Source organism: Klebsiella sp. 2680, from assembly GCF_900198535.1.
In the GTDB taxonomy this organism is placed as follows: Bacteria; Pseudomonadota; Gammaproteobacteria; order Enterobacterales; family Enterobacteriaceae; genus Klebsiella; species Klebsiella indica.
The window spans coordinates 262,021-280,460 of the sequence record NZ_FZNJ01000006.1 but is presented as its reverse complement, the minus strand read 5'-3'; the positions used below and the strand labels follow the sequence as shown (position 1 = coordinate 280,460).

The following is an 18,440-nucleotide window of genomic DNA, read 5'->3' as shown; positions in this document are numbered from 1 at the left end:
AGTCTTGCGCTGTTTGCAGGTCACATCATTTGTAAAACTGGCCCGGCCAAAGTGCGATTGTAGGGTTAACGACAACGAATGGTTAATCAAATGTTATTGATGAGCAATATGTGTGTGACTAAAAATAATAGATATGTGAACTATTGGGGGATTTATTAAATAATTGGTAGGGCCAACGCGGCGCCGGAGGGGACGACGGTGAGTCACATTTCAACAAGCGCATGCCCCGGAGACAGAGCCTGTCGTGCTTTCGCCGGACAACAAACGCCAATACCGTGCGGGTATACCGCCCCGGTAAGCGTTGTGGACTGATGCCTGAACGTTGGACGCCCAACTGAGCAAGGAGCAGTCCCGTCACGCCACCGGGGGATTATTCGGAGAAAGGATCAGAATTCGGTTCGGGAGAAACCGGTCATCTCTTTAAGGCCCATTTCGCGACCCAGAGCGGTCATCGGGTGGACAACAACCAGACCACGCACGTTTTTCTTGAGCTTACCCATATCGGCCTGCTCTTTTTTGGTGATGGCGCGGCGGTACGGCAGGCTCATCAGCTTTTGCGCTTCTTTGCTCAGTTTCTGGCCCTGAACGTCGCGCAGACGGGCGATTTCGGCTTCAATGGTGGTTTTTTCTTTTTCCAGCTCAGCGTACTTGTCGGCGGCTTCAACCAGCGACAAACCGGCCTGTTGGTGACGAATGGCGTCGAGACGGTCGCTCAGACGCTTGATTTCATTTTTTTCGACTTCTTTCATGGTAGTTTAATCTGCTAAGAAATGATCATGATCAGACATATAGTATGTGCTGTCGCTTGTGTCGTGGGTAGTTATTTATCGAAACGTTGTTGTTTTTCGTTTTTTGTGAAGCCTGTTGCCCATTAAGCACCTTTTTTTCATCTGATTCCCTGTTTTTGGTTAATCCTTAAATAAGATGATCCCAACGTAGAGGAGGGCGTGATGGCAAAAATTGGCGATGGCATACTTGATGTTATTGATAAAACTGTAGATTTTATGGCCTCAAGTCAGGCCTTTCTGGAATATCTGAAAAAGTCCCCACGTTTGCAGCATATACCGGAGGATATTCCAGCAGACAAAGAAGCGCTATTTTTGCGTCGTCTTGAGTATTATCGTCAGCTTTATCGGCCGGCGTGCAACCCACAAGAGACAGAATCAGAGCGTTGATTTTTGAAAGGCTTTTTTTAAGCTGATTTTAGAAATCAGCTCGGTCAGAGATAGCATCATTGTTGAACGTACAACCTGCTGGTAGCGCATTTTCTGCATTGCCAGCAGTTCCGCATCGCTCTCGTCGAATAGCGGCGTGGGCGGCAGGGCCGCAACGCAATGTAACTCGCCGAATGGTCCGAGGATCTCGTCGTCGGTAAAGCTGTACTCATTACCGTCGTGATTCAACTCTTCACGCAAAGCCATCAGTAGCTCGGCGTCTTCATATTCGGCGCGGCTAATCACCCCAAGGCCATAAATCAGCTTCAGGCGTACAGAAAGATCGCCCAGCGGCCCGTCACCATCCAGCAACGGCTCCACTGCGTATTTCACCGCGTAGTCGTCTTTGCGAAACACCTGAAGCACCAGAATATTGACTGCTTCCGTCAGCAGTTCAACGGCGGCGATCAGGAAGCTTCTTACGGTTTTGCTAGCATTCAGACGCTCAAGCACACGGTTTTCAAATGCCTGTGTTTCTTCCATTATTGCCTGCATATCTGACAGGAGTCGTAATGGGCGCGGTTCGGACCGCGCCAGATCTTGCCTCATTTGGCGGCGTTATAATCGTTAACGGCCTCCGCTACCACGGCGCTTGCCGGATCCAGACCTGAAATCTGCGCCAGCGCAGCCTGTGGCCCTTTCCCGGCAATCAGCGCCGCCAGTTCCTGTGCCTGCGGATCTTCCTCGCTACGGAAGTGCATGGCGGCAGCAATCCCTTTCACCAGGTTCCGGTGCGGCAGGTTGTATTCCAGCGTACCAAGCAGCGGTTTAATTAAGCGATCGCCGGCGCTCAGTTTACGCAGCGGCTGGCGGCCAACGCGTTCCACATCATCTTTCAGATACGGGTTTTCAAAACGACCAATAATTTTCTGGATGTAGGCAGCGTGCTTTTGTGCATCAAAGGCATAGCGTTTGATCAGTACGGCGCCGCTCTCTTCCATCGCCCCTTTGACTACCGCGCGAATCGTCTCATCGAGAATCGCGTCGCGAATAGTCTGGTGACCCGCCAATTTTCCGAGGTAGGCGGTTATAGCATGTCCTGTGTTTAAGGTGAATAGCTTACGTTCGACAAAGGCCATCAGATTATCGGTTAATTCCATCCCAGGGATGTTCGGTAACGCACCTTTAAACTGGGTCTTGTCGACAATCCACTCGCTGAAGGTTTCGACGGTGACTTCCAGTGGGTCCTGAGTGGCGGAAGCGGACGGCGGAACGATGCGATCAACGGCGGAATCAACGAAGCCGACGTTGGCTTCGACCCAGGCTTTATCTTCTTCCGCGAGGGCGTTAAACACGTGGCCTTTTAACTGGGTGGTGCCGCGGACCATGTTCTCGCAGGCGATGATATTCAGCGGCGCTGTAACGCCCTGCGCTTTACGTTTAGCCAGGCCTTTGGCAATCGCCGGAGCGATGCGCTCCAGCACCACCGGGCCGACGGCAGTGGTCACCAGATCAACGCTGGCAATCAGCTCTACGACGTCGTCGCCGATGCTGCTGACGGCATCGACGCCGGAAACGGTATCCACCTGCTCATTCTCGCCGACCACGTGAACCTGATAGCTATGACGGGCATTCAGGGCATCAAGCACGACCTGATTTACATCTGCAAACGTCAGTTGTATCCCCGCGTCCGCCAGCAGTTTGCCGATAAAGCCACGACCGATATTACCTGCGCCAAAATGTAATGCTTTCATAGTATTAACCTTTAATTAATGTTTTTACCTGAGAGGGCTGGGGTGAGGCTTTTCCCTCACCCTAACCCTCTCCCAACGGGAGAGGGAATAGACCGCACTTGCGTTCATCCTCAGCAGAGGATGAGGCGGCGTTTACTTGTTCAGCAGCGAGAGGACTTCTTCGACGCTGGTGGTCTGTGCCAGACGCTCAATGACGGACTCATCGTCCAGCGCGTTAGTCAGGCTGGTGATCACCTGGATATGTTCGTTATTACGTGCCGCGATACCGATGACCAGACGGGCAACCTCATCCTCTTCTTCACCGAAACGCACGCCTTCCGGATACTGGCAGAACACGATACCGGTTTTCAGAACGCGATCCTTCGCTTCGATAGTGCCGTGCGGAACCGCGATGGACTCACCCAGGTAGGTCGAGGTCAGTTTTTCACGCTCCAGCATTGCCTGAACGTATTCCGGCTCGACATAACCCCCTTTTACCAGTTGTTCACCCGCGAACAGAATAGCGTCTTCTTTGGTGGCCGCTTTCTGACCGAGGAAGATGTTTTCCGCACCCAGTTTGAACAGATGGGTATCCGCCGCATCGAAGCTGTCTTGCAGACTGTCGCGAACTTTCTCTTCGTTATCCGTGTGACGCTGGGCCGCCACCAGGCGTTCGGTCAGGCTGGTGTACAGGCCGCTGTCGAGGAAGTTGGTCAGCGAAATATGCTGCGCTTGCGGCACCTGGCGCATCGCGCGTTCGGTCAGGTCGCGGTGAGTGATGACCAGGTCAACATCCGGCGGCAGGTTGTTAATCGCACAGTTGGTGACGGAGATATTGCTCAGCCCGGCATCCTGTACTTTCTTACGCAGCACGCCTGCGCCCATGGCGCTGGAGCCCATACCGGCGTCGCAGGCGACGATGATTTTACGCACATGGCTGAGGTCGTTCGTGACATCGCCTGTGGACAGCGAAGTCGCTGCGCCTTTGGACTGCGCTTTCATGTCCTGCATACGACGGGTCGCTGTTTCGATATCATCTTCTTCTTTGACTTTACTGGTTTTCAGCAGAATCGCCGAGATCACGAAGGAGACGGCCATCGCGGCAATAATCGCCGTGATGTTAGCGAAATAGGCTCCTTTCGGCGTCATCGCCAGTACGGCGAGGATTGAGCCCGGAGAGGCCGGAGAAACCAGACCGCCGTTGAGGATAGTCAGAGTAAACACACCGGTCATACCGCCGAGGATAACGGCCAGAATCAGACGCGGGTTCATCAGCACGTACGGGAAGTAGATTTCGTGAATACCGCCGAGGAAATGGATGATTGCCGCACCGCCCGCCGACTGCTTAGCGCTGCCGCGACCAAAAAACATGTATGCCAGCAGGACGCCCATACCCGGACCCGGGTTAGCTTCAATCAGGAAGAAGATAGACTTGCCGAGTTCATGAGACTGCTGGATGCCCAGCGGCGAGAAGATACCGTGGTTGATGGCGTTGTTAAGGAACAGGATTTTCGCCGGTTCAACAAAGATGGATGCCAGCGGCAGCATGTCGTGCGCCACCATGAAGTTAACGCCCGCAGCCAGGATTTTGGACAGGACTTCAACCGCCGGACCGATACCGAGGAACGCCAGGATGGCGAGGATCATACCGATAATACCGGCGGAGAAGTTATTCACCAGCATCTCAAAACCGGATTTAATCTTACCATCTACCCAAACGTCGAATTTCTTGATGGCCCAGCCACCCAGAGGACCCGCGATCATCGAGCCGAGGAACATCGGCATATCCGCGCCGACAATGACGCCCATAGTGGTAATTGCGCCGACTACGCCGCCGCGTTCGCCGCCAACCAGTTTACCGCCGGTATAACCGATCAACAGCGGTAACAGATAGGTGATCATCGGACCCACCAGCTTCGCCAGCGTTTCGTTCGGTAACCATCCTGTTGGAATAAATAGTGCGGTGATAATACCCCACGCGATAAACGCGCCGATATTTGGCATCACCATATTGCTGAGAAAACGACCAAAGCTTTGCACTTTGATCTTGATATCGGATGACATAAAACACCCCTTCTTCTGTTTTTGCTATCGGCAGGCTGAAAGCCCGAGGCTTGTTGTTAATGTGGCGGCAGAGGTAGCCGGGCCCGGATTGATAGTGCGAAATCTGGCACTGAATTGTTACGCTGTCCAGTTAGTGGGCTTTTATGTGATTTACATCACATAAATATAGGTTAGTAGTGGGTCTGTATAGTGATCTGCGTCACAAAAATTGAGTGTAAAAAAACAACAGGAGGGAGTTTTAGAGCAAAAAACACACTTTTATGTGATATGTATCACAAATATTTTTTATGAGTTTGTTATTTATTTGTGATTTGCATCACAAAATATATCCCCGCAGATTTTCCCTGATGTGATCCCGGGCAGATTATGCCGCGTCTAATATGAGGATATGTAACTCAGTAACTTGATCCACTAAAGGACATTTTAGCCATCATGGCGAAAACGGCAGGGTAAATTACGTTCGGTTTGTCGGTTTTTTACTACGGTCTGCGCCATACTTACTTTTTTGTTGGCGAAAGGAGCAGGCAATGAAACTGATCGGCAGCTACACCAGTCCCTTTGTGCGCAAAATTTCCGTCATGTTGCTGGAAAAAGCGATCCCTTTCGAGTTCGTCAACGAATTTCCTTATAACGACGCCAATCGTGTGGCGAAATACAATCCGCTGGGAAAAGTGCCTGCGCTGGTTACCGACGACGGTGAATGTTGGTATGACTCCCCCATTATCGCTCAATACCTGGAGCAGCTTGGCATTGCGCCTGCTATGCTGCCCGCGGAGCCGAAAGCCGCGCTGAAAATGCGTCAAATTGAAGCGCTGGCAGATGGCGTGATGGAAGCAGCGCAGGCGCTGGTGCGGGAGAAAATGCGCCCGGCGACGCAGCAGTTAGAAAGCGAACTGCTGCGCCAACGGGAAAAAGTTACGCGTGGTCTTGATGCCCTGGAAGGCTATGCAAATGACGGTATTTTACGTCCCGATGAGGTGAATCTGGCGACCATTTCCACGGCCTGCGCCATTGCTTATCTTAATATTCGCCGCGTTGCGCCGGGCTGGTGCGCGACACGGCCTAAGCTGGTTAAACTGGTGGATTCACTCTTCCAGCGCCCCAGTTTTGCGCGCACTGAACCGCCAGGGAGTTGACCCAGGCAGGTAACAGTTTTTGCGCGAAGGTATTACAATTGCTGCTCATTTATTGACTCCCTCTCCCGTCGGGAGGGGAAAACAGGTTCATTCATGACTACCGAGATTCGTGTACTGTATACCCGGCTTCCGGCCATTGACCGTTTACTCCATGCTCCGGCGTTTTCCTCGTTGCTGATGCAGTATGGTCACTCGCAGACGGTTACGCTGCTACGTCAGATGCTGGATGAGGCAAGGGAACATATTCGTCAGAGACATGCGCTGCCGGTCTGGTGTGACGACTGGCTGCTGGAAACCGCCCGGCGTCTGGCGCAAACGCAGCAGAGTGCGCTGCGCCCGGTTTTCAACCTGACGGGCACCGTACTGCATACCAATCTTGGCCGTGCGCTTCAGGCAGAAGCGGCGATTGCAGCCGTTGCCCAGGCCATGCGCGCGCCGGTGACGCTGGAATACGATCTCGAGGATGCCGGACGCGGCCACCGGGACCGGGCGCTGGCCGACCTGCTTTGTCGGATAACCGGTGCGGAAGATGCTTGCATCGTCAATAACAACGCGGCGGCGGTGCTGCTCATGCTGGCGGCCATCGCCGGCGGTAATGAAGTTGTGGTATCGCGGGGTGAGCTGGTAGAGATTGGCGGTGCGTTTCGCATTCCTGACGTGATGCGCCAGGCGGGCTGCATCCTGCATGAAGTCGGTACCACTAATCGTACCCATGGGGAAGATTATCGTCAGGCCGTCAATGACAATACCGGTTTGCTGATGAAAGTTCACACCAGCAACTACAGCATTGAGGGCTTTACGAAAGCGGTTGATGAGGTGGCGCTGGCGGAAATTGGCCGCGAGCTGAATATCCCGGTTGTCGCCGATCTTGGCAGCGGCTCGCTGGTGGATTTAAGCCGCTACGGCTTGCCAAAAGAGCCAATGCCCCAGGAGATGATTGCCGCGGGCATCAGCCTGGTGAGCTTTTCCGGGGATAAACTACTGGGCGGCCCGCAGGCGGGAATTATCGTCGGTAAGAAAGCGCTGATCGCGCGTTTACAGAGCCATCCGCTGAAACGTGCGCTGCGGGCGGATAAAATGACGCTCGCGGCGCTGGAAGCCACGCTACGCCTCTATCTGCACCCGGAGACACTGGCCGCTGAACTGCCGACGCTACGTCTGTTGACCCGCCCCGTAGACGAGATTCGCCAGCTGGGAGAACGTATACAAGCCGCGCTGGCGGAATATTACCCAGATTTTGTACTGCGGGTAGAACCCTGTTTGTCGCAGATTGGCAGCGGTTCGTTGCCAGTGGACCGGTTACCCAGCGCGGCATTGACGTTTACCCCGTGCAATGGCCGCGGTAGCCAGCTGGAGGCGTTGACGGTTCGCTGGCGTCGGCTTCCGGTGCCGGTTATTGGCCGGGTTTATGATGGTCGACTGTGGCTGGATCTCCGCTGTCTTGAGGATGAAACCCGGTTTATGGAGATGTTAGCGAAATGATTATTGCCACTGCCGGACATGTTGACCACGGCAAAACCACGTTGCTGCAGGCGATTACCGGTATCAATGCCGATCGCCTGCCGGAAGAGAAAGCGCGCGGAATGACTATCGACCTCGGCTACGCCTACTGGCCGCAGCCCGATGGCCGAGTGCTGGGATTTATTGACGTGCCGGGCCATGAAAAGTTTTTGTCCAACATGCTGGCTGGCGTCGGCGGCATCGATCACGCGCTGCTGGTGGTGGCTTGTGATGATGGGGTGATGGCGCAGACGCGTGAACATCTGGCGATCCTTCAGCTTACGGGTAAGCCGAGGTTAACGGTCGCGCTCACCAAATCTGACCGCGTTGAGGCCGGGCGGGTTGAGGAAGTGAAAAGGGAAATCGACGCGGTGCTGGCCGAATTCGGTTTTACTGCTGCGAGCCTGTTTGTTACCGCAGCGACGGAAAACCAGGGCATTGCCGAACTACGCGATCATTTACTGCGACTTTCCGCGCGGCCGCATCCGCAGCATCAGCGTTTCCGCCTTGCTATCGACCGGGCGTTTAGCGTAAAAGGCGCGGGTCTGGTGGTCACCGGAACGGCGCTTTCCGGCGAGGTGAATGTGGGGGATACGCTGTGGCTGACTGGTGTGGATAAGCCGATGCGCGTGCGTGGTCTGCATGCGCAGAATCAGCCGGTCGGGAAGGCCCAGGCGGGCCAACGCATTGCCCTGAATATTGTGGGTGATGCGCAAAAAGAGCAACTGAATCGCGGCGACTGGCTGCTTTCCGTACAGCCACCGGAAGCCAGCGAACGCGTAATTGTCGAGCTGCAGTGCCACACGCCGCTCGGTCAGTGGCAACCGCTACATATCCATCATGCAGCCAGCCATATCACTGGCCGCGTGTCACTGCTGGAGGGGGCGCTGGCGGAACTGGTTTTCGACTGCCCGCTGTGGCTGGCGGATAACGATCGTCTGGTGCTGCGCGATATCTCCGCCCGTCAGACGCTGGCTGGCGCGCGGGTGGTGACGCTCAATCCGCCGCGACGAGGCAAGCGTAAGGCAGAATACATACAGTGGCTGCACACGCTGGCCGCTGCGCAAAGCGATGATGCCAGCGCGCTGGAGATCCATCTGCAACGTGATGCGGTTCATCTTGATGATTTTGCCTGGGCGCGTCAGCTCAGCGACGAGGGGCTACAGGCGCTAAGTCACCGTCCTGACTATCTGCAGGCGGGGAATCGTTTACTCAGCGCGCCACTGGCTGCGCGCTGGCAGCGGAAACTGCTCGACGCCCTGGCGCGTTATCATGACCAGCATCGCGATGAGCCGGGACCGGGCCGCGAGCGTCTGCGGCGTATTGCGCTGCCGATGGAAGATGAAGCCCTGGTGCTGCTGCTGATTGAGCAGATGCGCGAAAGCGGAATGGTCCATAGTCACCACGGCTGGCTGCATTTACCGGATCATAAGGCGGGGTTTACCGACGAGCAGCAGGTGATCTGGCTGCGGGTTGCCGGGCTGTTTGCTGATGAACCCTGGTGGGTTCGCGATCTGGCGCGGGAGGCTAACGTTGAAGAGGCATTAATGCGCGCAGTGTTACGCCAGGCGGCGCAGCAGGGGATGATTACCGCGATCGTCAAAGATCGCTACTACCGTAACGATCGGATTGTGACGTTCGCCAGAATGATCCGCGAACTGGATCAGGAAAGGGGGTCTACCTGCGCGGCCGATTTTCGCGATCGATTGGGAGTAGGACGAAAGCTCGCTATTCAGATCCTGGAATATTTTGACCGCATCGGTTTTACCCGCCGTCGTGGCAACGATCATTTATTACGTGATGCGTTACTATTTCCGGTTAAACGAGGAAACGATTAATTTAAGATGTTTGATAAAACGTGCTTTTATCGCATTGCCCTGTAACCAGCGCCGCTGGCTCGGGCCTGAGTGAAATTCATAACATGATGATATTGTTGGCTTCCCATGATGGGTAAGGCGTCAGCCGGGGGAAATACCCGCACATTTTCTCAACAGGCACATTAAAATATGAACTTAATGTGCCTTTTATATTATCAGAACGTTAAATAATAACAACGATCACGTTTTTAAAGAATATTCACTCGTATTCTGCCTGTCTAATTGCAGTGATTGAGGATAGTACAATGGCTGCTTCAACATTTTTTATTCCTTCCTCGAATGTAATCGACGCCGGTTCATTAATAGAAACAATGAATACCATGGTGGAAAGGCGTTTGCGCCACACATTCATTGCTACGGATGATAAGTCGAAAAAATCAGGCATGACTGAAATATTCAGAATGCATTTCAGGCATTCGATATTTCAGCGTTATTTATGATGGGCATGCCGAAATCGTCGCGATCTCTCGTTGCGCGATGCCATTAACTGGCGGATGGCGAGGCCTGTGAAGGGGATGTTTGCTCAGGCTGGATAAATGGTAAGGCCCACCCGGTACATCAATATCGGCCACTCCGAATAACGTGACCGCAGTCGTAATGCTGTAATCAATTGGCGAATATCTCGCCATCGTTATACCCCTACTGCAAGGAGACGTCCATGACAAATAATTCCCCTGCAACACATATTCAACCCGGTGAATATGGATTCCCTCTGAAATTAAAGGCTCGCTATGACAACTTCATTGGTGGGGAGTGGGTAGCGCCTGCCGACGGTGAGTACTATCAGAATCTGACGCCGGTCACCGGGCAGCCGCTCTGTGAAGTTGCCTCTTCAGGTAAAAGGGACATTGACCTTGCCCTCGACGCTGCCCATAAAGCGAAAGATAAATGGGCCCAGACTTCCGTACAGGATCGCGCGGCGATTCTGTTCAAGATTGCCGATCGTATGGAGCAAAATTTAGAGCTGCTGGCGACGGCCGAAACCTGGGATAACGGTAAGCCGATCCGTGAAACCATCGCGGCTGATGTGCCGTTGGCAATTGATCATTTCCGCTATTTTGCCTCCTGTATTCGTGCTCAGGAAGGCGGGATCAGCGAAGTGGACAGCGAAACCGTCGCCTATCATTTCCATGAACCGCTTGGCGTGGTCGGGCAAATTATCCCGTGGAACTTCCCCCTGCTGATGGCGAGCTGGAAAATGGCGCCAGCGCTGGCGGCGGGCAACTGCGTGGTGCTTAAACCGGCGCGTCTGACGCCCCTTTCGGTCCTGTTGCTGATGGAGATCGTTGGCGATCTGCTCCCTCCTGGCGTGGTTAACGTTGTGAATGGCGCGGGGGGCGAGATTGGTGAATATCTGGCAACCTCGAAGCGTATAGCAAAAGTTGCCTTTACTGGTTCGACGGAAGTCGGACAGCAGATCATGCAGTACGCCACGCAAAACATTATTCCGGTTACGCTGGAACTGGGCGGTAAATCGCCGAATATCTTCTTTGCCGATGTCATGGACGAAGAGGATTCGTTCTTCGATAAGGCGCTGGAAGGTTTTGCATTATTTGCCTTTAACCAGGGGGAGGTCTGTACCTGCCCGAGTCGGGCACTGGTGCAGGAATCTATTTATGAACGCTTTATGGAACGGGCAATTCGCCGCGTGGAGAGCATTCGCTGCGGTAACCCGCTGGACAGTGTGACGCAGATGGGCGCGCAGGTTTCCCATGGTCAACTGGAAACGATCCTCAATTATATTGATATCGGTAAGAAAGAGGGCGCGGATGTGCTGACCGGCGGGCGACGTAAACAACAGGAAGGTGAACTGAAGGAGGGGTATTATCTTGAGCCCACCGTCCTGTTTGGTAACAACAATATGCGTGTTTTCCAGGAGGAGATCTTTGGCCCGGTGCTGGCCGTCACCACCTTTAAAACGATGGAGGAGGCGCTGGAAATCGCCAACGATACTCAGTACGGCCTCGGTGCCGGGGTCTGGAGCCGAAACGGCAATCTGGCTTATAAAATGGGGCGTGGAATTCAGGCCGGACGCGTATGGACTAACTGCTATCACGCCTATCCGGCGCATGCCGCATTTGGCGGCTACAAGCTGTCGGGGATTGGGCGCGAGACACATAAGATGATGCTGGATCACTACCAGCAAACCAAGTGTCTGCTGGTGAGTTATTCGGAGAAACCGCAGGGACTGTTTTAAGCGTGAAGCCCCTGGCCGGGCAGAGATGCCCGGCCAGGAGAGGCAGTTCTTCGAACAAGATCTCGCTTTCTGTGTTCTCTTTATAACGCCTCATCTGCCCATTTTCGCTTCAATACTGGCAAAAGAGCCGCACTTCATCATTGCCAGCGAGAAAGTGGGCTACACAGAGCATATTAATACGGCGCAGGAAACAAATTTTGTATCGCGTTTGCCAAAAAAGCGGCTGACTCCATTCAGGATCAAGGCGCGCGAGGGTTTTTTTCTGGCACTCTGCATTTTTATCCACAATGGAGCAAGGATGAATCGGTTTATTATCGCAGATGCGCAAAAGTGCATCGGTTGCCGTACCTGTGAAGTTGCCTGCGTGGTGTCCCATCAGCAGGATCAGGACTGTTCTGGCGTAACCCCAACGCGCTTTATGCCGCGGATCCGCGTGGTGAAAAGCGATAGTTTCTCGACTGCGACGCTGTGCCATCAGTGCGAGGATGCCCCCTGCGCGAATGTGTGTCCTGAGGGTGCAATTCAGCGTGAAAACGCGGTCTGGCGGGTGGATCAGCGCCGCTGTATTGGGTGTAAAAGCTGCATGGTGGCGTGTCCTTACGGGGCGATGACCGTGATGTGGATGGATGAGGGCATCCAGGCGCTGAAGTGCGATTTGTGCAGCCATCGCGAAGAGGGCCCGGCTTGCGTGGCAGCATGCCCGACCCAGGCGCTGCACTGTATGGAGCCGATGGAGCTGGAAAGAATGAGCGCCGAACGCCGCCAGAGAATGGCGCTGGCGATGTAGTGTCCAGCAACGTGTTTCCGTAGCCCGGTTAAGCGTAGCGCAAACCGGGAATATTCCTCAATTCCGGGCTACATGATGCGTCATTACGCGTCCTGCTCACGCCAGGCGCGTTCAACTTCTTCGGCAAGGATCTTCACCCCCGCTTCAATCTTCTCCGGGTCTGGCACATAGTTCATGCGCATGCACTGGTGCGTATGTGGCCATGGCTTATCCAGCCCCGGGAAGAAGTAGTCGCCCGGCACCATCAGAACACCGCGTTGTTTCAGGCGCTGGTACAGCAGCTCGGTGGAAATGGGCAGATCCTTAAACCACAACCAGAGGAAAATCGCACCTTCCGGCTTGTGGATCAGGCAACGATCTTCCGGTAGATAACGGCGAATAATGGCGATAGTTTCCTGGACACGCTGGAAATAGAACGGCTTAATTATCGTCTCCGAAAGTCGCAACAGATCGTTGCGTTTAATCATCTCACACATCATTGCAGGCCCTATACCACCGGGGGCGAGGCTAATAATGCCGTTCATATTACTGATGGCGGAGATGGTTTTTTCGTTGGCAATAATAATCCCGCAGCGGCTACCCGGCAGACCCAGTTTGGAGAGGCTCATGCACAGGACGATGTTTGGGTTCCACAGCGGCCGGGCATCGCTGAAAATGATCCCCGGGAACGGAACACCGTAGGCGTTATCAATAACCAACGGGATACCGCGCTGGTTAGCCAGCGCATCCAGCTTGATCAGCTCATCGTCGGTAATGACGTTACCGGTCGGATTGGTAGGACGGGAGACGCAGATCATTCCCGTCTCGTCCGTCACCTGCAAATGCTCGAAATCCACATGGTATTTAAACTGGCCTTCCGGCAGCAGTTCGATATTTGGACGAGTCGCGACAAACAGATCTTCTTCAAGGCCGGAATCGGCATAGCCGATGTACTCAGGCGTCAACGGAAACAGGACCTTACGGGTAGTTCCATCCGCCCGGCGGCCAGCAAAGAGGTTAAACAAGTAGAAAAATGCGCTCTGACTGCCATTTGTTAGTGCAATATTCTGTGGCTCAATCTCCCAGCTCAGCTCCTCGCGCAGCATTTTCGCCAGCAGGGAGAGCAGCTCGCTTTTACCCTGCGGGCCGTCATAATTGCACAGCGCATCAAGGGCTTTGCCGTTATTTAGCATGTCGGCCAGCAGGCTATGGAAGTAATCATTCATTTCCGGAATCTGTGCGGGATTGCCGCCGCCCAGCATAATAGCGCCCGGTGTGCGCAGGCCGTCATTAAGGTCTTCCATCAGGCGGGTAATGCCCGAGTGACGGGTAAATTTGTCGCCAAAAAGTGAAAATGTCATCGCGATTAGTCTATCGGTATCCCTGGAAAGTGGGTAACCATAACGCCAGCGCAGACAGTGTGCAAATCGAAGTATCAGGATGATGCTTTGTTTTTATTCTTATATATCGTCTATTTTTAGATGTTTATTCTGATAAAGCGCCACGATAGCCGGGGCGTCGCGGGGCAGCAAGTTACTGCTGTCCAGCCCATACCACCATTACTTTGTCATCACCGTATTCGCGGATAAAAGCGTAGCCTTTTGCCATCGGTAGTGTGGTTTGTTTACCCATGCCGATGGCTGGATGACGAGCGCGAAACTGGCCCAGTTTTTCCCAGTGGGCGACGCTGCGTGCGGCCTTGCTGCTGACATCCTGCCAGTTCATATCTGAACGCGTGCCCTGTAGCGGATCGGATCCGGTCGGGCCGAATGGCCGTGAGGACTCGTCGCCATAGAATATTTGCACTGCGCCTGGCGCCAGTAGCAGCAGTTCCGCTGCGGAACTGCCACCCTCACGAAACAGGCTGGTATCGTGAGAGGAAATGTAGCTTAATACATTGAAATTCTGCAATTTATCCGCCATTTGTTGCCAGGTCAGATCCATATTGGCCATGCAGCTTGCCGCTTTTGCCGCCTGATCCTGATAATCAAAATTCAGCATCGCATCAAAGCCGTGGCGATAATAATCGCTCTGCATCACCCCATGACCCCAGGCCTCGCCGGTCATCCAGAACGGCGCCTTATCCAGCGCTTTACCCGGGTTGGCGCTTTTCCATTCAGCCAGCGCTTGTGTGGCCTGGGTTTTTAATTGCTGCCAGGCGGCCTGTTCTACGTGTTTAGCGGTATCAACGCGGAAACCGTCGATGCCGTAATCGCGAACCCATTGACTGAGCCAGTGGGTCAGGTAATCGCGCGGCGTATAGCCGGGGATCGCTTTCGCTGCGGTGTCCGGTTTATGACGATAGAAATTTGGCAAACCAGAAGGCTCTGTAGATTCGGTTTTCACGTCCGGCAGGAAGGCCAGCGACATCGTCAGGTCATCAAAGCCGGGGTTATCGTAGTCACCAATGTCGGTGCGGATCCATTTTTTCCCCCACCATTTCTCCCATCCGGTTTTATCGCTGAAGTTGATGTAATCGTTAAAACTGTGCCAGCTCTGGCCTGCGTGAGGCGTCCAGTTGGTCCAGTGGGCGCCGAGGGTCTTTTTCAACTCATCGCCATGAATGTACAACGCGCCAAACTGATACTCCTGCATATCGGCCAGGGTCGCATAACCGGTGTGATTCATTACCACGTCGAACAGAATACGTATCCCCCGCTTGTGGGCTTCATCGACGAGACGACGGAGATCGTCTTCTGTACCCATATTGGCGTCCAGTTTTGTCCAGTCCAGGGGATAATAGCCATGATAGGCATAGTGGGGGAAGTCACCTTTGGTGCCGCCGCCAACCCATCCGTGGATCTGTTCCAGCGGTGAGCTAATCCACAGGGCATTGACGCCGAGCTGCTGGATATAATCAAGTTTGCTGGTCAAGCCTTGCAGATCGCCGCCGTGGAAGGTACCGATTTCCTGCATGCCATCTTTGTGGCGGCCATAGCTATTGTCGTTAGCCGGATTACCGTTAACAAAGCGGTCGGTCAGGACGAAATAGACCGTCGCATTGTGCCAGTTGAACGGCGCGGCGGTTTGCGTCTCTGCGCGCTCAAGCAGCAGCAGACCATTGCTGTTAAGTGCTGGCTGGAGGGTAATTTTACCGCCTTTTACGGTCGTGATATTACCGCTGTAGAAATCGCGAACTTTACTGCCTTCGGCAAAGGATTTGCTGACGTCAATGGTCAGCGGTTTACCATCCCATTTCGGGCACTGCTTCAACTGGGGCGCGGTGGCGGAAACCTGTTTCTCTGCCAGCGAGATCATCAGGGTCGGTGTACCCGAGCGGGTATCGACTTCCAGGGTATAGCGGCCATCGCGGAACACACGCCATTGTGGCGGCGTATCACGACAGGGCTCCAGAGAGAGCATCTGGTTAAGTTTTATCGCGCCAGCAGGCTGCCAGCACTGCTGACTATCATTAATGCGCAGCGGCCGCGTTCCCTTTGTTACCTCGGTTTGACTGATAAATCTGCCGGTACCTTCTCCGGTAAAGGCGGGGAAATCGGCGGTTGTCCAGGCGGCGAAGGCCATCCCAGGCAACAATAACGGTGCAAGCGCTACGAGTTTCATTCCGGAGTTCCTGTAAGCGGTGTTTTGCTCAGTTTGCGCGTCAGCTCGTTTGATGAACTCATCCCGCCTGCGATTTTTCAGGGAGGATGAAAAGGGGTGAGTGATCTCGCTCAAAAAATAAGCAAAAATGAGATAGCGCTAGCATTTTTGCCTCTTTATAGCGGTGCAGAAATCCATTTCAGGTGACAGCTTTTCAGAATTGGACTATTTCTGAGGGTGCGCGATCTGGGTATTTTTGATACTATTCGCGATTCGTTTATCTATTTTTATGAAAAATAAGGCGTTGGAATGAGTGTATCCGACCAGGAGACCTAATGATATCGACTCCCATACGACGATATGGGGCTACGATACTCATGTTATTTACCTGTCTATTTTCAGGTAGTGTGCTGGCAGTAACGCACACAGCAACAACGAGTGATAAAGCCTCAGTTATCAAGAAGAAAAGTGCCGTTAAAGTTAGTAAGGTAAGCAGTAAACAAGAGTATTCTCGCAATAGTGTAAAGAGCAGTTCACTTCCTGATTTGCGAAAATACCCTTCCGGGACACCAAGGAAAAGGGCGTTTCTCCGGACGGTAATGCCTTATATTACGAAGCAAAACCAGATGATCACCGCCGATCGTAACTGGCTTGTCTCTAAGCAGTACGATGTTCGCTGGTCGCCGGCTGAGCGTGCGCGTCTGAAAGAGATCGCCTCACGTTATAAAGTGAAGTGGTCAGGCAATACTCGCCATATTCCATGGAACTCGCTGCTTGAGCGCGTCGATATTATTCCGACCAGCATGGTGGCAACGATGGCGGCGGCGGAAAGCGGCTGGGGAACATCCAAACTGGCGCGGGTTAATAATAATCTGTTTGGCATGAAGTGTGGCGGCGGTAACTGTCGTGGCGCGATGAAGGGCTACTCTCAGTTTGATTCTATTGAGCAGTCCGTTCAGGCGTATGTGAGAAATCTGAATACGCATCCGGCTTATTCGTCGTTCCGTAAATCGCGGGCGCAAATGCGTAAGGCCGATCAAGAGCTGACCGCCAGCACGATGATTCATAAGCTGAAGGGCTATTCGACCAGAGGGTCGAGTTACAACAACTATCTCTTCGCCATGTATCAGGATAACCAGCGGTTGATTGCCGCCCATATGTAATCACTGATACAGGTTTAATGCCCGACGCGTAAGCGCGGGCATTTTTCTTTGTGTTCTACATCATCACTTCGCTATGCCGGTCGCGATACTCCTTCGGCGTTACATCGTACTCTTTCTTGAAGACCGAATAGAAATATTGCAGCGATGGGTAGCCGCATATCTGTGAGATCTCGTTAATCGACAGGGTGGTGGAAACCAACAGGCTGCGTGCTTTTTCTAACTTTTCGCTGTGGATCACCGTATGAATCGTCTCGCCCACTTCTTCTTTGAAGCGTTTTTCAAGATTGGAGCGAGAGATACCGATGGCATCCAGCACTTGCTCAACTTTGATCCCCTTGCAGGCGTTATTGCGGATATAGTGCATCGCCTGAATCACTGACGGATCGGACAGCGAGCGGTAATCGGTGGAGCGGCGGCCGATCACCCGCATCGGTGGAATAAGCTGACGCTGAAGGGGTAACTCTTCGTTTTCCAGCAGACGGTGCAGCAGTTTTGCCGCCTGATAGCCCATCTGGCGGGTGCCCTGGGCAACGGACGACAGGGCGACGCGTGACAGGTAGCGGGTGAGCTCTTCGTTATCAATGCCAATAACGCACAGTTTTTCCGGCACCGGAATATGCAGCAGTTCGCAGGCCTGTAATATGTGGCGCGCGCGGGCATCGGTGACGGCGATAATGCCGGTGTGCGGCGGTAGCGTTTGCAGCCAGTCAGCGAGGCGATTTTGCGCATGCTGCCAGTTTTCCGGCGCGGTTTCGAGCCCCTGATACACCACGCCGCGATACTTCTCTCTGGCCACCAGTTGACGGAAAGCATGCTCGCGCTCGGCCGCCCAGCCTTTGCAACTGGTGGCGGGCAGACCATAAAAAGCAAAGCGGTTGATGCCTTTTTCCTTCAGGTGGAGGAAGGCGCTCTCAACCAGTGCGGCGTTGTCGGTGGCGATATAGTGAACGTTCGGATAACATTCCGGGCGATGAAAAGAGCCGCCAACGCCGACAATCGGCACATCAACGTCGATCAGCAGATTTTCAATTTCCGGATCGTCGTAATCGGCAATAACGCCATTACCTAACCATTCCTTAATATTTTCAATTCGCGTGCGGAAATCTTCTTCAATGAAGATGTCCCATTCCAGTTGCGATGCCTGTAAATATTCACCGACCCCTTCAACGACCTGTCGGTCATAGGCTTTATTGGCATTGAATAACAGCGTAATACGATGGCGCTTTTCAAACATAGTGTTGTTCCTGGTCTCTCTTACCGACCATACAATACTGGCCAATGCCCGGGTTATTTCAAGCGATCAGCAC

The 18,440-nt window shown here is 53.5% G+C and carries 15 protein-coding genes; 8 read left to right on the top strand and 7 right to left on the bottom strand.

Going from position 1 to position 18,440, the window contains the following annotated elements:
• Window positions 1-386 precede the first annotated feature (386 nt).
• Window positions 387-749 carry a YibL family ribosome-associated protein gene (locus tag FN037_RS21885; RefSeq protein WP_138359622.1) on the bottom strand — a complete coding sequence of 121 codons (363 nt, stop codon included), beginning with the start codon at window positions 747-749 and terminating at the stop codon, window positions 387-389.
• 201 nt (window positions 750-950) lie between these two features.
• On the opposite strand from FN037_RS21885, the gene FN037_RS21880 reads away from it, so the two are divergent.
• Entirely contained in the window at window positions 951-1,175 is a 225-nt protein-coding gene (locus tag FN037_RS21880; protein WP_138359620.1) for a hypothetical protein, read from the top strand.
• On the opposite strand, the gene mtlR is transcribed toward FN037_RS21880, so the two are convergent.
• The 3 genes from mtlR to FN037_RS21865 form a co-directional block, all read right to left on the bottom strand.
• Window positions 1,164-1,763 carry a mannitol operon repressor MtlR gene (gene mtlR / locus FN037_RS21875; RefSeq protein ID WP_138359618.1) on the bottom strand — a complete coding sequence of 200 codons (600 nt, stop codon included), beginning with the start codon at window positions 1,761-1,763 and terminating at the stop codon, window positions 1,164-1,166. The two genes, FN037_RS21880 and mtlR, sit on opposite strands and share 12 nt — an antisense overlap.
• The gene (gene mtlD / locus FN037_RS21870; protein ID WP_142503154.1) at window positions 1,760-2,908 is read right to left on the bottom strand and encodes a mannitol-1-phosphate 5-dehydrogenase; all 1,149 of its coding nucleotides are present in this window, start codon (window positions 2,906-2,908) and stop codon (window positions 1,760-1,762) included. The genes mtlR and mtlD overlap by 4 nt, the downstream gene beginning before the upstream one ends.
• A 132-nt stretch (window positions 2,909-3,040) precedes the next feature.
• Entirely contained in the window at window positions 3,041-4,951 is a 1,911-nt protein-coding gene (locus tag FN037_RS21865) for a PTS mannitol transporter subunit IICBA (RefSeq protein ID WP_142503153.1), read from the bottom strand.
• A gap of 527 nt (window positions 4,952-5,478) precedes the next feature.
• Here FN037_RS21865 and FN037_RS21860 point away from each other — a divergent pair.
• The 6 genes from FN037_RS21860 (at window position 5,479) to FN037_RS21835 (ending at window position 12,448) form a co-directional block, all read left to right on the top strand.
• Window positions 5,479-6,087 (top strand): glutathione S-transferase, encoded by a 609-nt coding sequence (locus FN037_RS21860; RefSeq protein WP_138359612.1) that lies wholly within the window; start codon window positions 5,479-5,481, stop codon window positions 6,085-6,087.
• Window positions 6,088-6,180: 93 nt separating this feature from the next.
• The gene (gene selA / locus FN037_RS21855; RefSeq protein WP_142503152.1) at window positions 6,181-7,569 is read left to right on the top strand and encodes an L-seryl-tRNA(Sec) selenium transferase; all 1,389 of its coding nucleotides are present in this window, start codon (window positions 6,181-6,183) and stop codon (window positions 7,567-7,569) included.
• Window positions 7,566-9,425 (top strand): selenocysteine-specific translation elongation factor, encoded by a 1,860-nt coding sequence (gene selB, locus FN037_RS21850; protein WP_142503151.1) that lies wholly within the window; start codon window positions 7,566-7,568, stop codon window positions 9,423-9,425. Before selA ends, selB begins: the two co-directional genes overlap by 4 nt.
• A 284-nt stretch (window positions 9,426-9,709) precedes the next feature.
• Window positions 9,710-9,904 (top strand): hypothetical protein, encoded by a 195-nt coding sequence (locus tag FN037_RS21845; protein WP_138359606.1) that lies wholly within the window; start codon window positions 9,710-9,712, stop codon window positions 9,902-9,904.
• A gap of 218 nt (window positions 9,905-10,122) precedes the next feature.
• A complete protein-coding gene (gene aldB, locus FN037_RS21840) occupies window positions 10,123-11,661 on the top strand; it encodes an aldehyde dehydrogenase AldB (RefSeq protein WP_138359604.1) in 1,539 nt (512 codons plus the stop codon).
• A 298-nt stretch (window positions 11,662-11,959) separates the two neighbouring features.
• Window positions 11,960-12,448 carry a 4Fe-4S binding protein gene (locus FN037_RS21835; RefSeq protein ID WP_138359580.1) on the top strand — a complete coding sequence of 163 codons (489 nt, stop codon included), beginning with the start codon at window positions 11,960-11,962 and terminating at the stop codon, window positions 12,446-12,448.
• An 83-nt stretch (window positions 12,449-12,531) separates the two neighbouring features.
• Here the strand turns inward: FN037_RS21835 and avtA are convergent, their stop codons facing one another.
• Together avtA and FN037_RS21825 are read right to left on the bottom strand one after the other, a co-directional pair.
• Complete coding sequence (gene avtA / locus FN037_RS21830; protein ID WP_142503150.1) at window positions 12,532-13,788, bottom strand: valine--pyruvate transaminase; 1,257 nt, start codon at window positions 13,786-13,788, stop codon at window positions 12,532-12,534.
• A 172-nt stretch (window positions 13,789-13,960) separates the two neighbouring features.
• Window positions 13,961-15,991 carry an alpha-amylase gene (locus FN037_RS21825; RefSeq protein WP_142503149.1) on the bottom strand — a complete coding sequence of 677 codons (2,031 nt, stop codon included), beginning with the start codon at window positions 15,989-15,991 and terminating at the stop codon, window positions 13,961-13,963.
• A gap of 314 nt (window positions 15,992-16,305) precedes the next feature.
• Between FN037_RS21825 and FN037_RS21820 the strand changes: the two genes are divergently transcribed.
• On the top strand, window positions 16,306-17,133 hold the full coding sequence (locus tag FN037_RS21820; RefSeq protein WP_138359574.1) for a protein bax: 828 nt from the start codon (window positions 16,306-16,308) through the stop codon (window positions 17,131-17,133).
• A 55-nt stretch (window positions 17,134-17,188) separates the two neighbouring features.
• Here the strand turns inward: FN037_RS21820 and xylR are convergent, their stop codons facing one another.
• A complete protein-coding gene (xylR, locus tag FN037_RS21815) occupies window positions 17,189-18,367 on the bottom strand; it encodes a D-xylose utilization transcriptional activator XylR (protein WP_138359572.1) in 1,179 nt (392 codons plus the stop codon).
• Window positions 18,368-18,440 lie beyond the last annotated feature (73 nt).